This is a genomic window from Sagittula sp. SSi028, from assembly GCF_048553715.1.
Classification (GTDB): Bacteria; Pseudomonadota; Alphaproteobacteria; order Rhodobacterales; family Rhodobacteraceae; genus Sagittula.
The window spans coordinates 1-16,668 of record NZ_JBLZNC010000018.1 but is presented as its reverse complement, the minus strand read 5'-3'; the positions used below and the strand labels follow the sequence as shown (position 1 = coordinate 16,668).

The following is a 16,668-nucleotide window of genomic DNA, read 5'->3' as shown; positions in this document are numbered from 1 at the left end:
GCGCAGCATCATCAGACAGCCCAGCGGCGTGCAAGGCACCATGGACTTCTGCCCCGTGCCCAGCAGCCCCACATTCGAGATATGGAACCCGTCCACATCCTTGGCCGGATCGATCGCATTGATCACCAGATCCTCGTTCAGATGCTGTGGCAAGGGCAGCTGCACAAGGATCCCGTGCACCGCGGGATCTGCATTCAGCCGTTCGATCAGCGCCAGCAGATCCGCCTCCGAGGTGTCCGCGTCGAGCTTATGCTCGAAAGAGTTCATGCCGACCTCGACGGTCATCTTCCCCTTCGAGCGCACGTAAACCTGGCTGGCGGGATCCTCGCCCACCAGCACCACCGCAAGCCCGGGGGTGATACCGTGCTCCTCGCGCAGCCGCGCCACATGGCTCGCCACCTTCTGGCGCACCGTGGCCGCAAATGCTTTGCCGTCGATTACTGTTGCTGTCATCCGTTGCCCTGTCCCTTTGCTGATCCCATGAAAATTCCGCCACATCCGGCCCTTGGCCCCGTGGTTATCCGTCGCGTCCGCCTGTCCCGATTTCGCGTTCCTCGCGGGCGATAACCGTCTCGATCATGTCGCGCCAGATCCGCTCCGCCAGTGCGGGGTCCAGCCCCTGCCGCAAAGCTTCCTGCCGCACATTGTCGAGAACCTCGTTGATGCGACGCGGCGCGCGTGCGGCGATCCCCTCCGCCGGTTTCAATGCCGGTGCGCGGTCTGTCAGACGCTCCCGCCGCGCCAAAAGCGCGACCAATTCGCGGTCCACAGCATCGATATGGGTGCGCAGCTCTGCCATGGTTGCGATCTCTGCCGGAGATTTGCGCTGCGTCATAGGGGCACCTCTTATCCTGTTACTGCTCCCTAACCGGCGCAGGCGACAATTGCCATGCTGGCCGTGCCTGACGGGACGGTGGGCGGGGCGAATTCGCAGAAGAGCGCCGTCACACCGTTTCCGAAAGGCGTCACGGGGACCACGCGCGCGCTTACAAAAAGCCCGGCTGCCACGCCGGTTGGTCGGGGATGTGCAATCGCATCCGATCGCCAAGGCGCAACACTCCCTCAGCGGCGACCCAAGCGGTCACGCCGCGACGGCCCTCGGCAGCCGCCTTGAACCGTTTTGATGCATCACCGATCACCTTGGCCATGGACAGCGCCGGAAACTGGCAGGGACGGTTTTCCATGTCCACCACCAATGTCGCGCCCGATGGCGCTTGCAGCCGCGAAGACGGCGGCACATGCGAAAAATCCGGCAAGCCCCGCAACACGACAGAGGCGCCCATGCGCGCCGGATCAATCTGATCGACGCCCATCTTGGCCGCAATCGCGTCAAGCTCCTCTGCGCTGACGATGCTCAACTGGCGTTCGTTGCGGATCGGCGTGCCGCGCGCGTACTGCTGGCGCACCCGGGAACAGGAAGCGCGCGTCAGCCCGCCATGGACGGACCTTGGCATCCCCTCGAACCCGAGCTGCACCTCGTCCAGAACTTCTGACAACAGCTCTTTGCGGTCATCGTTTGTCACAACGCCAAGCCAGACGACTTCGGCATAATGGTCGGTGGGTTTGAGCGCTTGTGCCATCGGGTCTCCTGCGGTTGTCGGCGCCACCGTCCGCGCAAACCCGCCCGAATGCAAGCCACCGAAAGACACCCGTCACAGCAAAACCCCCGATCACCTGTCGGGACCGGGGGTTTGCATGTCCGTTCGTCGCTTACCGGCTCAGGCCGTGGGCTCGGGCTCCAGATCGCCAGAGGGTTTCGACTTCGGCTTGGTCTTGGGGATGGCCGTGATGCTCGGTTTGTCAGCCACACCATCGGCGTCATCGTCGTCATTCGACTGTGGCGGATCACCCCGCATAACGCGTTTGATTTCCTCGCCGGTCAGGGTCTCGTATTCCAGCAGGCCCTGCGCCAGACGCTCCCAATCGTCTTTGCGATCCGTCAGGATCTGGAAGGCGCGGTCATAGGCTTCCTGAATTAGGCGTTTGACCTCTTCCTCGATCAGACGCTTGGTTTCAGCAGAGACCGACAGACCCGCCGTGTTGCCGGAATAGCCTTCGGCAGCTTCGCGGTAGTCGATGTTGCCCACCTTGTCGGACATGCCCCACTGCAGCACCATCGCGCGCGCCAGTGCCGACGCCTGCTGAATGTCGCCCGCAGGACCGTTGGACACGTTTTCCTCGCCGTATTTGATGATCTCGGCGGCCTTGCCGGCCATGGTCATCGCCATCTTTTCCTCGCACTCGGATTTGTGCCAGTTCAGGCGGTCGATTTCCGGCAGGCTGACGACCATACCCAGCGCCCCGCCGCGCGGGATGATCGTCGCCTTGTAGACCGGATCACATTGCGGCAGCGCCAGCCCGACGACGGCGTGGCCCGCCTCGTGGTAGGCTGTCTTTTCTTTCTGGTCGTCGGTCAAAACCATGGAGCGGCGTTCGGCCCCCATCATGACCTTGTCCTTGGCGTTCTCGAAATCCTCCATGGTGACGAAGCGTCGACCGTAGCGCGCCGCCATCAGAGCGGCTTCGTTCACGAGGTTCGCCAGATCCGCACCGGAAAAGCCCGGGGTGCCGCGCGCGATGATGCGCAGGTCAACGTCCGGCCCCAGCGGGGTCTTTTTGGCATGCACGCCAAGGATCTTCTCGCGGCCTTTGATGTCCGGGTTGCCCACGGTCACCTGTCGGTCGAAACGGCCCGGGCGCAGCAGCGCGGGGTCAAGCACGTCGCGGCGGTTGGTGGCGGCGATGATGATCACACCTTCGTTGGCCTCGAAGCCGTCCATTTCCACCAGAAGCTGGTTGAGCGTCTGCTCGCGTTCGTCGTTGCCACCGCCGTAGCCCTGACCACGGGCGCGGCCCACGGCGTCGATTTCGTCGATGAACACGATACAGGGTGCGTTCTTTTTCGCCTGCTCGAACATATCGCGCACGCGGCTTGCGCCGACACCCACAAACATCTCGACAAAGTCAGAACCGGAGATGGTGAAGAACGGCACACCCGCCTCACCCGCGACAGAGCGCGCCAGCAGGGTTTTACCGGTCCCCGGAGGGCCGACAAGCAGCGCGCCCTTGGGGATCTTGCCGCCGAGACGGCTGAACTTCTGCGGGTTGCGCAGGAATTCCACGATTTCCTCAAGCTCTTCTTTGGCTTCGTCGATGCCTGCCACGTCATCAAAGGTGACGCGCCCATGCTTTTCGGTCAGCAGCTTGGCCTTAGATTTGCCAAAGCCCATGGCGCCGCCTTTGCCACCACCTTGCATGCGGTTCATGAAGTAGATCCACACACCGATCAGCAGCAGGAACGGCAGCAGGTTCAGCAAGAACACCTGAAAGCCCGAGCTTTCCTGAGACTTCGCCGTCACCGGCACATCGCGCGCGATCAGCAGGTCGGTGACTTCGGCATCCTCGGGCTTGATCGTGACCATGTCCTGCTGGTCGCTGGTGCGGTAGCGCACCTGTTCACCGTCGATGGTGACATTCACGACATTGCCCGCCTCGACGTCGTCGACGAACTCTGTGTAGCTCGTTTCGCGGCTCTGCAATGTGGACGACCCACCAGAGAACAAGTTGAAAAGCGCCAGGATCAGCAGGAACAGGACGACCCAGAAGGCGATATTGCGAGCGTTGCCCAAGACGGCGACTCCTTTGACAGGGAAGCATTCGGCCCGAAGGCGCGGTTTGGGCTTAACATAGACATATGTTCGGCTGGTTCAATGCGTCACAAGGAACTGTCGGAAGGTAAGTGCACGCATGCCCATGGGCAAAAGCTCGATCTCGGCGGGGGTGTCGCCGAAATTGACCGCAGGGCAGGCCAGTAAAACATCCCCCTGCCACAGCGACGGCAGCGAACGGGCGGCGCGATGTGGATGCCTTGCGCGATTCTCGACCGGCAAAAGCCGCCAGCCGTCCTCGCCCAAGGCGCGCAGCCCGTGGGCATCACAAGACCAGCGCCCGTCCCACAACGGCCCGTGTCGCGGCGCGTCCATCACGGCCTTAAGCTCGCGGAAGATCCTGATTTCACTCCGTTCGCAGGCGGCCTCGCATCCGTGTAACGTGCCCGTGCCGCCCGACAACAGCCTGTCCAGCAGCGCCTCGAGCGGAGCGATGCGCGGACGCAAGCCCTGACCGGACACCCACATCAACGCCGCTGCCAGCAGACGCAACTGCGTATCACGTTCCAGCGCCTCGAACCGCCCACGGTAGAACAGGATCTCGCCGGTGGGCCGGCCGTCAATCGCCCCCTCTTCCCCCGCCTGATCCCAAACGTCTGCCGCACGGGCCGACAAAGCGTCGCGGGCGCGACCCATCCGCGCAGCCGCTTGCGCCAGCACATCCACGCCCAGCCCCTCCGCCTCCAGAACAGACAAAAGCTGCCGTGCCCGCGCGCGATCATAGGCGGGATCATCGTTTGACGGATCCTCGACCCAGCGGCCTTGCAGCGTTTTCAGGTAATGGCGCAGTTCTTCGCGACCCATATCCAGACAAGGGCGGATCACGTCAAAACCGTGTACACGCCGCCGCGCCGCCATGGCAGACAGCCCATCGACACCGGCACCGCGCGCCAACCGCATCAAGAACCCTTCGGCGATATCGTCGCGTGTGTGGGCAAACAACACATGGCGCAGCGTGCCGCGCCACCCGTCGATCAAGGCCAGCCGCCCCTCGCGGGCCGCTTGCATCTTGTTGCCCTGCCCGTCCCATTGCCAGCGCAACGTGTCATGGGGCCATCCCAACAGGGCGCATTCTTCGGCAACCATGGCCGCCTCTGCGGCGGCTTCGGGGCGCAAGCCATGGTCGATGGTCACCACCCGCAGGCCCACGCCCCAGACCCGCGTCCAGTTGTGCGCCAGCGTCAACATGGCCATCGAATCCCCGCCACCGGAGACCGCCAACCCGATCTCTGACGGAAAAGAGGGCCCCAAAAGGGCCCCCATACTGTCAGCAAATCGTTGATCCAAGGTCATCGCGCGCCCCACACAGTCTAATCTTTTACCCCGCTTGGGGGCAGCCCAGCCCTTAGCCCAGCAAGGTTACTGACAAGAAAACGTGCTGCGGCTCTCGGTCGCGCGCGTCACGTAATCGCTGCCCGGGTAACGGGTGCCCACCTCGGCCAGAGTCACACAGGCCTCGCGGGTGGAGCCAAGCTCCCCCAGCTTTACACCCAAACGCCAGAGCGCCTCGGGGGCGACACGGCTGTCGGGAAATCCGCTATAGGCATCCAGAAACCGGCGTGCGGCCTCGCGGGTGTCGCCCTGCCCTTCCAGCGCGCGGCCCTCGCCCACAAGGGCTGCGGGCTCCAGCGGGCTGCCGGGGTAGGTCTGGCGGAAGGTGAAAAACAGATCCGAGGCGCGTTGGAAATCCCCACCGTCAAGCGCATCCTGCGCCGAGCGGTAATCTTCCTCTTCGCTGACGGCCAGCTCGCCCTCGAAGGGCAAGGCATCCGTGCCGGAATTGGGAGCAGCGGGGGCCGGTGTCGGGGCAGAGCCGGTCTCGCCTCCCAACACGGGGCTCTGGCCGATGCTGGCAATGTCGCAACCGGGCTCAAGCTCGCAGACGCGGAATTGCAGATCCCCCAAACGGTTTGAGCCGTCTTCGGCCACGGACACGACGCGATGTTCCAGCTCTTCGGTCTTGGCAGTGATGCGCGACAGCTCGGATTCGATGACATTCACCCGCTGCAACAGATCACCGGAGACAGCGATCTGGCTGCCACCTGTGGTGGACAGCTCACGCTTGAGCTTTTGCAGCTCCGTCGACAGGATTGCGAGATCCTGCTTGACGTCGGCCAGCGTGTCCTGCGCCCCGGCCATGACAGGTGCGACGACAAACGCCGCACCCAGCACCAGTTGTTTTAGCCCCCAGCCCATGGCTTTAGCTCGTCAGACCACCGGCGGCGATCACGGTCACGGCGCGGCGGTTCTTGGAGTAACAAGCCTCGGTGGAGCAGACCTCGATCGGACGCTCCTTGCCGTAGGAGACGAATTTCAGACGGCTCTGCGAGATGCCTTTGCTGACGAGGTATTCCATCACAGAGTTCGCCCGGCGCGCGCCCAATGCAAGGTTGTACTCGCGGGTGCCTTGTTCGTCGGCGTGGCCTTCGATCACGGCGAGATAGTCGGAGTTCGTCATCAGCCACTGTGCCTGACCGTCCAGAATCGCGCGGCCTTCGGCGCTCAGCGTGGACTGGTCGACGGCGAACAGCACACGGTCCCCCACACGCTGGTTGAAATAGGCCGCCGAGGTCGGATCATCGACGCTGCCGGGGATCACGCCGCTGGTGACACCGTTGTTCAGGCCAGCGCCATTTGCGCCATTCAGATCACCGGCGTCGCCAAAACGATTGCCATTGGTACAGCCCGCCGCTGCAAGTGTTGCCACCAGCAAAAGGGCCTTGGGAAGATGTTTCATCACTGTCGTCCTGCTCTGTCGCGCCTCTTGGCGCATATGTTGTTGTGACGATGCTATCACACACAACGGAATATGGGAATCGGGCGCGCGGCCCGATCCCGAAGTCGTTATTGCAGCGGCCCCCACGCGGGATCAGAGGCCCCCGCAGGCGTGCGCACGCGGCGCAGGTTCCGCCCGGAAATATCCACCGAATACAGCGCCGAGGAGCCATCGGCCCCTTGGGTTTCACGGGTGAACATGATGACCCGCCCGTTGGGCGCCCATGTGGGTCCCTCATCAAGGAAGGAAGCGGTCAGCAGGCGCTCTTCGGCGCCATCCACATTCATCACGCCAATATGGAAACGGCCGTTGTTCTGCTTGGTAAAGGCGATGCGGTCCCCACGGGGCGACCAGACCGGCGTGCCATAACGCCCGTCGCCAAAGGAAATGCGCTGCGCCTCGCCGCCCATGGCGGGCATCACATACAACTGCTGTGATCCGCTGCGGTCGGATTCAAACACAATCCGCGAACCATCCGGCGAGAAGGACGGCGCCGTTTCAATCGCGGGGGTCGAGGTCAGCCGGCGCGTCGCACCGCTGGCCACATCCATGGCCCAGATGTCCGTGTTCGACCCTTGGGTCATGGAGTAGACCACCATCCGCCCGTCCGGCGAAAAGCGTGGTGCAAAGCTCATGGTGCCTTCGTTGGTCTGCAAAATACGGCTTTGCACCGCGCCCACGTCCAGTATGTGAATGCGCGGGAAACCTGTCGCATAAGAGGTGTACAGAACCTGATTGCCGTTGGGCGAGAACCGCGGGGCCAGCACGATAGACGACGAATCTGTCAGGTACTGAACATTCGCGCCATCGTAATCCATGATGCCCAGACGTTTCTGGCGGCTGTCCTTGGGACCGACTTCGGAGACAAAGACCACACGGCTGTCGAAATAGGGCGCCTCGCCGGTCAGGCGGGAATAAACCTGATCGGCCACCTTATGCGCCAGCCTGCGCCAGCCATCCGCGCTGGAGGCAAATTGCATGCCCTCGCCCAGTTCGCGTTCTGCAAAGACATCCCATGCGCGGAATTTCACGATCACACGGCCCGCCCCGTCGGTGCTGACCGCCCCTGTGATCAACGCCTGCGCATTGATCGCCTTCCAGTCGGAAAACTGCACCGGCGCGGCAAAGGTCGACACCCGGCTGATGTGTGCGTCACGGGGGATCTCACGGAACAGGCCGGTGCCCACTAGGTCTTCGGCGACGACGCGGCTGATGTCTTGGGCGTATTGCTCGGCCCCTGCGTTTTCCGCGACAAAGGCGGGCACGGCGACCGGCATGGGCTCGACGATCCCACGGTCAATTTCCAGCCGCAGCGGCTCTTGCGCCACGGCGGCACCCGCTCCAAACCAACCGGCTGCCACCAGCACCAAAGCTGCAATCAGCCACGTCATGGCTCGTCTTATCATGGAACCCCTCCTCGGGACCTGCCCACCAACTGCCGCGCGGATCTGTTGTCCGCATCAACATTCTTAATACAGTGCATTTGCAGCGCACAAAACACCCTTCAAGGGGGGCCTCAGCGGGGAATTGCCGAATTATCGGCCCGTTGTGCACCTTTGCGCGGCCAATTTGAGCGGAGAACCGCAATTCAGCCTTGTCTATACCTAAGTGTTTTAATAAGGATATGCCAGCCAAGCAAAACGCCAGGCGGGCCTGATGGCCAATTTCCGTCAAACCCGTAGGAGTTTTCAATGGCTGATCGCCCTCGCAGATGCGCCGCAGATCCCCGTGGCACCCCCTTGGGTCGGCTGAACCTGCAGCCGTCCGAGCTGGTCGTTCTGACCGTCGCGCGGCACTACTTTGGCAGCTTCGCCGAACCGCACCGTCATGGCTGGCTGGGCGCGGTCACGGCCGCGCTGAAATTCTACGGGGACGACACCGGACCGCATGCGGCCTTTGCCGTGTTGTCAGCGGTGCAGGCGATGCGGCGCGCGCGGGTGTCGGCCTTCCGGTTCAACTCTGCCGATTGCAGCGATTGCGCCGCACATATCAGCGACAACGAACGCCAGTTTCTGAACACATGCCGCGCCATGGCACAGGGGCGCATCGACGCCGCCGAAGGCCATGCGCTGATCCTATGCGAAGGCAACGATGTTCAGCCCTTCCTGAGCGCGGCGGCCATCCTGATCGAGGTCTGCCAACTGCGGCCCGGGGCCGACCACCCCACCCCACCTGTTACAGCGCGGCGCAGCAAAGCGCGCCCGCGTGTCAGAGTTGTCGACGTCCCGCCACACGCAGGACTGTGACAGCCCCCCCCGTCGACGCGCCGGCGTGGTTCCCTCCCCGCTTGGGATCGGATCGACGGGGGCACCTGACAGAAACCCCCGCCTGCGGCACGGCAGGCGGGGGTTTTCATGTTCGGGTGATCGTTTATCGCAGGCGCATGTCGCGCGGATTGAATGTCATCTCGATCCGCTGCCAGCTGTCATATTTCTCTGCCGGCAGATCATAGGACCCGCCCTGTTCGATCTGACAGCGCAGCACAGCCCGGCGCGCCCATTGAAAGGCGGTGTCTGCCGCCGCACCACTGCCGCCCTCGGCCGCGATCATGCGGATCGAGTTGCTGACCACCGTGCCATCGCGGTTCATGTCAAAGCCCAGGGTCACGGTCACATCCGCCGCCTGGTTGCCCACATCGACAACCCAGCAGGCGTTGACGGCCAGTTTCATCGCGTCCTTTTCGCCCTGCGTCAGCGGCGGCCCTTGCGGGGCATCGGACCCGCCCCCGCTGTCGGCGGACAGCTCTTGCGCCAAGGCAGCGGTCAAGGCGTCCTCCACCGGATCGCTGGCTGGCTCTGACGGCTGGGAAGGCGCAGATGTTTCAGCCGCCGGTGCCGGGTCGGCTGTGGCGGTGCGTTGCGGGCGGGTGCGTGGACGCACTGACGATTCCGGCGCGCGCGAGGCTTGTTGTTCCTGAGCACCCGATGGCTCCTCCGCCTCGGTGACGATCTCGGTGGTCGTTTCCTCGGGCGCGGTGGCCTCTTGCTGGTCTTCGGCCACGTCGGGACTGACCGCATCGGGATTGGCGGCTTGCTGCGTCTCGTCCGCGCGCACGGCCTCCGGGTCTGGCGGTGCGACAGGTTCGTCTGCCACGCGCGGCGCAGGGCGCGGCTGTGGACGGCGCGAGCTTTCAGGGGCCAGCACTTGTGGCGCGGGCGGGATCGGCGCGGGCTCTGGCAAAGGCAGCGGATCAGGCTGCGGCGTCGGCGCGGGGGCTGGTGTCGGCACGGGCTCCGGTTCCGGCGCGGGGGAAGGTGTCGGTTCTGGCGCAGGTGTTGGCTCCGGTGTCGGAACGGGCTCAGGCTCAGGCGCGGGAACAGGTTCCGGGCTTGGCTCCGGCGCGGGCGTGGGCTCTGGTTCCGGCGCGGGTGTAGGCTCCGGCGTCTCGACAGGCGCAGGCTGCGGCGTGGTCAGCGCGGCGAAGTCCTCTTCGGACAGCACAGTGACATCCGCGACCGACACCTCTGGCGGGGCCGCATCAAAGAAGTTGCCCAGCATGAGCCAGACAAAGGCCGCGGCGTGCACCCCGGCAGATATTTTGACGTATCGCGACACAGCCGCCCGGCCTTATTCCTGCGCGTCCAAAGCAGGCCCGCCCACATCCGTGACAAGCCCGATCGACGAAAACCCACCGGCGTTCAATGCGCCCATCACCTGTGCCACTTGCTCGTAAGGCACCGCACCGTCCGCGCGCAGATACACGCGATCGTCCGCCCGCTCTGCCGCGATGGCGCGCAAGCGGTTGACCAGCTCGTCCCGAGCCACTTCGGTGGTTTGGATCATGACGGCACCATCGCCCATCAGCGTGACGGTCAGCGGCTCTTCGGTGTCCTGCGGCAACGCCTGCGCGGCGGTTTTGGGCAGCTCCACCGGAACCCCCACCGTCAGCATGGGCGCGGCCACCATAAAGATGATCAGCAGCACCAGCATCACATCCACAAAGGGCGTGACGTTGATTTCAGACATGGCCGCAGCAGAGGATCGGCGCGACCTGCGCCGCCGCTTGCCGCCACCTGCGCTTTTGGTGACACCTGCTCCCATGGATCAGGCGTCCAACTGGCGCGATAGAATGGTCGAGAACTCGTCTGCGAAGGCTTCGTAGTTGCCCACGATCCGGTCCGCGTCCGCGCTGAACTTGTTGTAGAAGATCACCGCGGGGATCGCGGCCAGCAGGCCCAGACCGGTGGCCAGCAGCGCCTCGGCGATGCCCGGTGCCACAACGACCAGCGAGGTGTTCTGCGATTCAGCGATCTGCACAAACGAATGCATGATACCGAAAACTGTCCCGAACAGACCGATAAACGGAGAGGTCGACCCGATGGTGGCCAGAACAGGCAGGCCGCGCTGCAGGGTGTCGGCCTCTTTGGTGATGGCCACATCCATGCTGCGGTCGATCCGGCTTTGTGCATTGGCGATCAGCCCGCCATCTTCGCGGTGGGACCGGCGCCATTCGATCATACCGGCCGCGAACACACGATCCGACCGGCCCGCAGGTTCGGGGCCAAGCTGGTCGAACAGCTCGTCCAGCGGCTCACCAGACCAGAACATACGATCAAAGGCCGCAGCCTCGCGCCGCGCCTTGCGGTATGTCACGAATTTCTCAAAGATGATCGCCCAGGACCAAACCGAGGCCGCGATCAGCATCAGCATGACGATTTTCACCGTCAGCGTCGCGCGCGCAAACAATCCCCAGAACGAGAAATCAATCCCCTGCGCGAGGGTGGCAACATCTGCTTCCATGAACCTGCTCTTCTTGCTTTCGGCCCTCTGTCGTGACCGTATTAAGGGGCTCGTTAGCGTAATTTTAGGGGAAACACCACGAAATTGCAGCGCGAAGGCCGCTAACACCCCTGAATGCGCAAAACACCGCCCACGGCACGATTGGCAGGTTAACTTTTTTGCAGGTCGTAAGGTTTTGTTAACTAATCCAAACGAGCATGTGATCCGTCTTTTATTCGAAACCGGCTTTTCCAGATATGGCGATCAAGGCGAGAAACAGGCTGACCGCCTTGAAGTACAGCACGCCCAATTTGTGGTTTGCTGTCACCTTCAGGCTCTGGTCGCTCGCCCTTGTGGCCTTGGCCGTAGCCACGATCCTGACAACCTACGCCAATGAACTGACGCTCTCTTTCGCTGCAGGCGAAGGGACCGCACGCACCAACCCGCTCACCCTTGTCGCTATCTTGTTTTCAGTGACGGCGATGGCACTCCAGCGCCCCTTGATGCCGCCATCCAGCAAAGAGCGCGCTGCCTGGTTCGCTGTTCTGGCCTTGTGCGCCTGCTTTCCCGTCTCATCCTCGGTCGCGGTGTTTCTGCCAGACACACTGGGTGTGGGTATGATGGGATGGAATACGGCCCTCACCCTGAGCCTGATTGCCGGGGGCCAACTGTTCAAGTCGCACCTGCCGGTCCTCGCGACTTCACTGCATGGGTTGGCATTCCTGCCGCCGATGGTAGCCATGAACGGGCATCTGTCCAATACGACCGAATTTCATGGCGCCATGTCGGTCAGCACCATCATTGCGCTGTTCGGGCTATGGGGGGCCGGGCTGGTCCGCTTTGTCCGGCACCGTTTTGTCCGCGCCGTTTTCAGCATCGGGGCCGCAAGCCGACTGGTCCGTGCGCAGCTTGCCTCGTTGCTGGCGCTTGACCTGCTGATGATTCTGTCCGCACGTTACGGCTGGCACGATGCGGAAACCTATGCGCCTGCCCTTGTCACGCTGGAAACCATTGCGACATGGATCATTGTGGTGGTTTTCAGCTTCAAACTGGTGGAACTGCTGCAGGAAAGCGCACGGGCGGAACGGTTGCTTCTGGGTGAGACACAGACCGACAACATGACTGGACTTGCCTCGCGGCGCGCCGCCATGGACGACTACATCACCACCGTCAAACACATGCCGATCGGGGTTCTGCTGGTCGATATCGACAACTTCAAAGAGGTGAATGACGCCCACGGCCATCTGGTGGGGGATCAGGCGATCATTGACGTATCGAATGCCTTGCGGCGGTCCTGTAAAATCACCGATACCGTCGCCCGCTGGGGCGGCGAGGAATTTCTGATCCTGCTCCGCAACACCCCCATGGAAGAGCTGCCGCGCCGGGGTGCCGCCATGTTGAAAGCTGTTTCTGACCTACCCCCGCCCGCCCCCGGGGCCGCACCGTTGACCGTATCCATCGGGGCAAGCTACGCACCGACCGCACCGCTGATCAAATCGCTGGAAACCGTTCTATCTGCTGCGGACGCCGCGTTGTACAAGGCAAAGCGGGGCGGGCGAAACCGCATGCATATGGACGCGAAGATCAAGCTTGTCTCGACCACCCCAGTACCGGCTCCGGCCACCAACGGCACGGACACTCTGACAGTGCGAGAAGGCTGAAACGGCCCCTGTACGATGCTTGGCGGCGCGGATAACCTGCCCCCAAAAGCAGCCGGAGCGTGCCCCATGCCACACCATTTTGCCGTTCGCGTCTATTACGAAGACACCGACATGGCCGGTATCGTCTATCATGCCAACTACCTGAAATTTATCGAAAGAGCGCGCTCTGACTGGGTGCGGGAGCAAGGGCTGGACCAGAACGCCATGCGCGAGGCGGGTATCGTCTTTGTCGTACGCCGGATCGAGGCGGATTACCTCGCCGCCGCCCGCTATGATGATACGCTGGACATTGTGACCGATGTGAAATCCATGACCGGGGTCCGCCTTGTGATGACACAAGAGGTGCAGCGCCAAGGCACCGTGTTGTTCCGCGCCGAGGTCACCGCCGTCTGCGCCACGCTGGATGGCCACCCCACCCGCCTGCCCGCCCAACTGCGGCCGCGCGTCAACTGACCGGATCTGCGCCCATCTTCGCCCCAGCCACCACCCCATCACGGCAGAACCCTGTGGCGGCACACATTTCACATGAACCGCCGCCATGATCATCGGGATCTTTGCCGACCGCGAATTGGCCACCTAAGGCGGTGGGGTGGCCCACTGCCGCTCCTATCGCTTGCGCCGTTTCACACCGCCCCGCTGGCCGGGCTTGCCAGCGGTGGACCGGCCACGCGCCTTGACGGCATCTTCAGACGCCTTTTCCACGGCCTGCTGACGCGCCAGAGGATCATCAGAGACCGCCAGTTCCACCGCTTCGAGCCGCTTGACCTCATCGCGCAGGCGGGCGGCTTCCTCGAACTCGAGGTTCTCCGCCGCCTTGCGCATATCGGTGCGCAACCCGTCCAGAACCGCCTGAATGTTCGAGCCCTGATGTTTCTTGTCGATGGTGGCGGTGACGCGCGACTGATCGGTGTCGCCCTGATACAGACCGGCGAGAATATCATCGACGTTCTTCTTGACCGTCGCGGGGGTGATGCCGTGTTCCTTGTTATAGGCGATCTGTTTTTCGCGGCGGCGGTTGGTCTCGCCAATGGCGCGCTCCATGGAGCCGGTCATGCGATCGGCATACATGATCACCCGCCCATCAGCGTTCCGCGCAGCGCGACCAATCGTCTGCACCAGCGAGGTTTCCGAGCGCAGAAAGCCCTCCTTATCCGCGTCCAGAATGGCCACCAGCCCACATTCGGGAATGTCCAACCCCTCGCGCAGCAGGTTGATCCCCACCAGCACGTCGAAGGCCCCAAGACGCAAATCCCGCAGGATCTCGATGCGTTCGATGGTATCGATGTCCGAGTGCATGTAGCGGACCTTGATCCCCTGTTCATGCAGGTATTCGGTCAAATCCTCGGCCATGCGTTTGGTCAGCACCGTGGCCAGAGTGCGCATGCCTGCGGCGGTGACCTTGCGGATCTCGTCCAGCAGGTCGTCCACCTGCATGTCCACCGGGCGCACCTCGACCACCGGATCAAGCAGTCCCGTGGGACGGATCACCTGTTCGCTGAACACGCCGCCGGATTGCTCCAGCTCCCACGCGGCGGGGGTGGCAGAGACAAAGATCGACTGCGGGCGCATGGCGTCCCATTCCTCGAACTTCAGCGGACGGTTGTCCATGCACGACGGCAGGCGGAACCCATGTTCGGCCAGTGTGAATTTGCGCCGGTAGTCGCCCCGGTACATGCCGCCGATCTGCGGCACGGAGACGTGGCTTTCATCCGCAAAAACGATGGCATTGTCGGGGATGAATTCAAACAAGGTGGGGGGCGGTTCCCCCGGTGCACGCCCGGTCAGATAACGTGAATAGTTTTCGATCCCGTTGCAGACGCCTGTGGCCTCCAGCATTTCGATGTCGAAGTTGGTGCGCTGCTCCAGCCGCTGTGCCTCCAACAGCTTGCCTTCGCCCACCAGTTGATCCAGCCGCTGGCGCAGCTCTTTCTTGATGGAAATGACCGCCTGCTGCATCGTCGGGCGCGGCGTGACGTAGTGGCTGTTGGCGTACAGGCGGATGCGTTCGAAGGTGTCGGTCTTGGTGCCGGTCAGCGGATCGAATTCCGTGAGCGACTCCAGCTCTTCACCAAAGAAGGACAGCCGCCATGCGCGATCCTCAAGGTGGGCGGGCCAGATCTCGATCACATCACCGCGCACGCGAAACGACCCGCGCTGGAACGCCTGATCGTTGCGCCGGTACTGCTGCGCCACCAGATCGGCCATAACCTGACGCTGATCATATTCCCGCCCGACATACAGATCCTGCGCCATGGCCCCGTAAGTTTCCACCGACCCGATACCATAGATACAAGACACCGAGGCCACGATGATCACATCGTCGCGTTCCAGCAAAGCCCGGGTGGCAGAGTGGCGCATCCGGTCGATCTGTTCGTTGATCTGGCTTTCTTTCTCGATGAAAGTATCCGACCGCGCGACATAGGCCTCTGGCTGATAATAGTCGTAGTAGGACACGAAATACTCGACCGCGTTGTCCGGAAAGAACCCTTTGAATTCGCCGTACAATTGCGCCGCCAAGGTCTTGTTCGGTGCAAGAATGATGGCGGGGCGCTGGGTTTCCTCGATGATCTTGGCCATGGTAAAGGTCTTGCCGGTGCCGGTCGCGCCCAGCAGGACCTGATCACGCTCGCCGTCGAGAATACCGCCGGACAGCTCGGCAATGGCTGTGGGCTGGTCTCCCGCCGGAGAGAACTCCGTCGCCATGCGGAACCGCTGACCGCCTTCCAGCTTTTCGCGCGTGCGTACGTCCGGGGCGGGCGAATTCAGGATCGGCATGGATTGCGGGTTGTTGTTGTGCATGGGCTATCGGTCCTAAATCGGCGGGTCGCCCTTTAGATAGGCCCGCACAGGCCGTCGCGCCACCCCTGCACCCCGCTGCCCCGCGGCTTCCGCGCAATCCGTGACAAATGGCGCAGCATCGACAGTTGCCCTCGCGTCCCGAATTTCGGATAAGCAGGGTGATTCAAGGAGCTGTCGACATGCGCGCACGCATCTATCAACCGGCAAAAACTGCAATGTCCTCTGGTCAGGGCAAGACACGGCACTGGTACCTCGACTATGTTCAGGACAGTCCGCGCACGATTGATCCGCTGATGGGCTGGACCTCGTCCCAAGACACACAAAGCCAGGTGCGCCTGCGGTTCGACACCAAAGACGCGGCTCTTGCCTACGCCAAGGAACACGGCATCGATGCCACGGTGACCGAACCCAAAAAGCGCAAGCACAACATCCGCCAGCGCGGCTACGCCGAAAATTTCGCCACCGACCGCCGCGCCCCCTGGACGCACTAGTTGCGTAAATCCGGCCAAAGTTGTCTCGAAATAGGGGCAAGGATCCCGCGACAACGGTGACTTTCCCGAGTATAGCGTCCGGACTATGACCATCGCCTAAATGTGGTTAGATCCAAGATCGCAACCCTACACGGGCCTATGCACGGTGATGCGGAGGCTTCTCTGCAGCAGATACGTCTTGGTCGATTTACGTCGGAAACGCTCCGGCTTTCAGAGCCAACAGGCACCCCGACATCCGAACGTGTCACACAGCTCGCGCATTGACAGCGGTGGATGACACTTAAAAAAATCCCATATTGATCACTCCAAATCCCCCCAAACAAAAACGTTGGGGAAATGTGTTCACGTGGGTCAGCTCTCAGTGACAATTTATAAGGCTACCAGCGTCAGTTCTCAGTGACAATCAACATTCTGCGCCGGCAAACGGGTGTTTCCAACAGAATTGGGCGTATTTTGTTGAAAAGCTCGTGCTTGATCGAAGGGCCGTCGGCTGCTTCAATTCCTGAAGAGATTGGGAGGATCGGCGATGATGGGACCGCGGCAGGAGGCGCAAC

16 protein-coding genes are annotated in these 16,668 nt (G+C 62.5%); 4 read left to right on the top strand and 12 right to left on the bottom strand.

Annotated elements, in window-relative coordinates; all coding sequences use genetic code 11:
* The 8 genes from ACN5AZ_RS18010 to tolB form a co-directional block, all read right to left on the bottom strand.
* Positions 1-453: tetrahydrofolate dehydrogenase/cyclohydrolase catalytic domain-containing protein (locus ACN5AZ_RS18010; RefSeq protein ID WP_419430291.1), on the bottom strand; the 453-nt coding region annotated here is incomplete at its 3' end.
* Between the two features lie 64 nt (positions 454-517).
* Positions 518-835, bottom strand: coding sequence for a chorismate mutase (locus ACN5AZ_RS18005; RefSeq protein ID WP_419430290.1), 318 nt, complete (start codon positions 833-835; stop codon positions 518-520).
* 151 nt (positions 836-986) lie between these two features.
* Positions 987-1,580 carry an MOSC domain-containing protein gene (locus ACN5AZ_RS18000; protein ID WP_419430289.1) on the bottom strand — a complete coding sequence of 198 codons (594 nt, stop codon included), beginning with the start codon at positions 1,578-1,580 and terminating at the stop codon, positions 987-989.
* A 138-nt stretch (positions 1,581-1,718) separates the two neighbouring features.
* The gene (gene ftsH, locus ACN5AZ_RS17995) at positions 1,719-3,629 is read right to left on the bottom strand and encodes an ATP-dependent zinc metalloprotease FtsH (RefSeq protein ID WP_419430288.1); all 1,911 of its coding nucleotides are present in this window, start codon (positions 3,627-3,629) and stop codon (positions 1,719-1,721) included.
* A 78-nt stretch (positions 3,630-3,707) separates the two neighbouring features.
* A complete protein-coding gene (gene tilS / locus ACN5AZ_RS17990) occupies positions 3,708-4,919 on the bottom strand; it encodes a tRNA lysidine(34) synthetase TilS (protein WP_419430287.1) in 1,212 nt (403 codons plus the stop codon).
* A 108-nt stretch (positions 4,920-5,027) separates the two neighbouring features.
* Positions 5,028-5,864 carry a tetratricopeptide repeat protein gene (locus ACN5AZ_RS17985; RefSeq protein ID WP_419430286.1) on the bottom strand — a complete coding sequence of 279 codons (837 nt, stop codon included), beginning with the start codon at positions 5,862-5,864 and terminating at the stop codon, positions 5,028-5,030.
* Between the two features lie 4 nt (positions 5,865-5,868).
* Entirely contained in the window at positions 5,869-6,405 is a 537-nt protein-coding gene (pal, locus tag ACN5AZ_RS17980; protein WP_419430285.1) for a peptidoglycan-associated lipoprotein Pal, read from the bottom strand.
* Between the two features lie 107 nt (positions 6,406-6,512).
* Complete coding sequence (gene tolB, locus ACN5AZ_RS17975) at positions 6,513-7,835, bottom strand: Tol-Pal system beta propeller repeat protein TolB (RefSeq protein ID WP_419430292.1); 1,323 nt, start codon at positions 7,833-7,835, stop codon at positions 6,513-6,515.
* 300 nt (positions 7,836-8,135) lie between these two features.
* Here tolB and ACN5AZ_RS17970 point away from each other — a divergent pair, with 300 nt between their 5' ends.
* Positions 8,136-8,690, top strand: a complete 555-nt coding sequence (locus tag ACN5AZ_RS17970; RefSeq protein WP_419430284.1) for a hypothetical protein — start codon at positions 8,136-8,138, stop codon at positions 8,688-8,690.
* Positions 8,691-8,814: 124 nt separating this feature from the next.
* Here the strand turns inward: ACN5AZ_RS17970 and ACN5AZ_RS17965 are convergent, their stop codons facing one another.
* From ACN5AZ_RS17965 to tolQ, 3 genes are read right to left on the bottom strand one after another with little or no spacing between them, the layout of a single operon-like run.
* Positions 8,815-9,999, bottom strand: a complete 1,185-nt coding sequence (locus tag ACN5AZ_RS17965) for a cell envelope biogenesis protein TolA (protein WP_419430283.1) — start codon at positions 9,997-9,999, stop codon at positions 8,815-8,817.
* 12 nt (positions 10,000-10,011) lie between these two features.
* Complete coding sequence (tolR, locus tag ACN5AZ_RS17960; RefSeq protein WP_419430282.1) at positions 10,012-10,485, bottom strand: protein TolR; 474 nt, start codon at positions 10,483-10,485, stop codon at positions 10,012-10,014.
* A gap of 3 nt (positions 10,486-10,488) precedes the next feature.
* Positions 10,489-11,184, bottom strand: coding sequence for a protein TolQ (gene tolQ / locus ACN5AZ_RS17955; RefSeq protein ID WP_419430281.1), 696 nt, complete (start codon positions 11,182-11,184; stop codon positions 10,489-10,491).
* 236 nt (positions 11,185-11,420) lie between these two features.
* Here tolQ and ACN5AZ_RS17950 point away from each other — a divergent pair, with 236 nt between their 5' ends.
* Positions 11,421-12,824 carry a diguanylate cyclase domain-containing protein gene (locus ACN5AZ_RS17950; RefSeq protein ID WP_419430280.1) on the top strand — a complete coding sequence of 468 codons (1,404 nt, stop codon included), beginning with the start codon at positions 11,421-11,423 and terminating at the stop codon, positions 12,822-12,824.
* A gap of 66 nt (positions 12,825-12,890) precedes the next feature.
* Positions 12,891-13,277 carry a tol-pal system-associated acyl-CoA thioesterase gene (ybgC, locus tag ACN5AZ_RS17945; RefSeq protein WP_419430279.1) on the top strand — a complete coding sequence of 129 codons (387 nt, stop codon included), beginning with the start codon at positions 12,891-12,893 and terminating at the stop codon, positions 13,275-13,277.
* Positions 13,278-13,430: 153 nt separating this feature from the next.
* Here ybgC and uvrB read toward each other — a convergent pair whose 3' ends face one another.
* Positions 13,431-15,623 (bottom strand): excinuclease ABC subunit UvrB, encoded by a 2,193-nt coding sequence (uvrB, locus tag ACN5AZ_RS17940; protein ID WP_419430278.1) that lies wholly within the window; start codon positions 15,621-15,623, stop codon positions 13,431-13,433.
* 179 nt (positions 15,624-15,802) lie between these two features.
* On the opposite strand from uvrB, the gene ACN5AZ_RS17935 reads away from it, so the two are divergent.
* Entirely contained in the window at positions 15,803-16,114 is a 312-nt protein-coding gene (locus tag ACN5AZ_RS17935) for an ETC complex I subunit (RefSeq protein ID WP_419430277.1), read from the top strand.
* Positions 16,115-16,668 lie beyond the last annotated feature (554 nt).

Bases quoted from the DNA above. Each gene is read 5' to 3' on its own strand.
- ACN5AZ_RS17950 (WP_419430280.1), top strand. From the start codon at position 11,421: ATGGCGATCAAGGCGAGAAACAGGCTGACCGCCTTGAAGTACAGCACG.
- tolQ (WP_419430281.1), bottom strand. From the start codon at position 11,184: ATGGAAGCAGATGTTGCCACCCTCGCGCAGGGGATTGATTTCTCGTTC.
- tolR (WP_419430282.1), bottom strand. From the start codon at position 10,485: ATGGGAGCAGGTGTCACCAAAAGCGCAGGTGGCGGCAAGCGGCGGCGC.
- pal (WP_419430285.1), bottom strand. From the start codon at position 6,405: ATGAAACATCTTCCCAAGGCCCTTTTGCTGGTGGCAACACTTGCAGCG.
- ACN5AZ_RS17985 (WP_419430286.1), bottom strand. From the start codon at position 5,864: ATGGGCTGGGGGCTAAAACAACTGGTGCTGGGTGCGGCGTTTGTCGTC.
- ACN5AZ_RS18000 (WP_419430289.1), bottom strand. From the start codon at position 1,580: ATGGCACAAGCGCTCAAACCCACCGACCATTATGCCGAAGTCGTCTGG.
- ACN5AZ_RS17935 (WP_419430277.1), top strand. From the start codon at position 15,803: ATGCGCGCACGCATCTATCAACCGGCAAAAACTGCAATGTCCTCTGGT.
- ybgC (WP_419430279.1), top strand. From the start codon at position 12,891: ATGCCACACCATTTTGCCGTTCGCGTCTATTACGAAGACACCGACATG.
- tolB (WP_419430292.1), bottom strand. From the start codon at position 7,835: ATGACGTGGCTGATTGCAGCTTTGGTGCTGGTGGCAGCCGGTTGGTTT.
- ACN5AZ_RS17970 (WP_419430284.1), top strand. From the start codon at position 8,136: ATGGCTGATCGCCCTCGCAGATGCGCCGCAGATCCCCGTGGCACCCCC.
- uvrB (WP_419430278.1), bottom strand. From the start codon at position 15,623: ATGCACAACAACAACCCGCAATCCATGCCGATCCTGAATTCGCCCGCC.
- ACN5AZ_RS18005 (WP_419430290.1), bottom strand. From the start codon at position 835: ATGACGCAGCGCAAATCTCCGGCAGAGATCGCAACCATGGCAGAGCTG.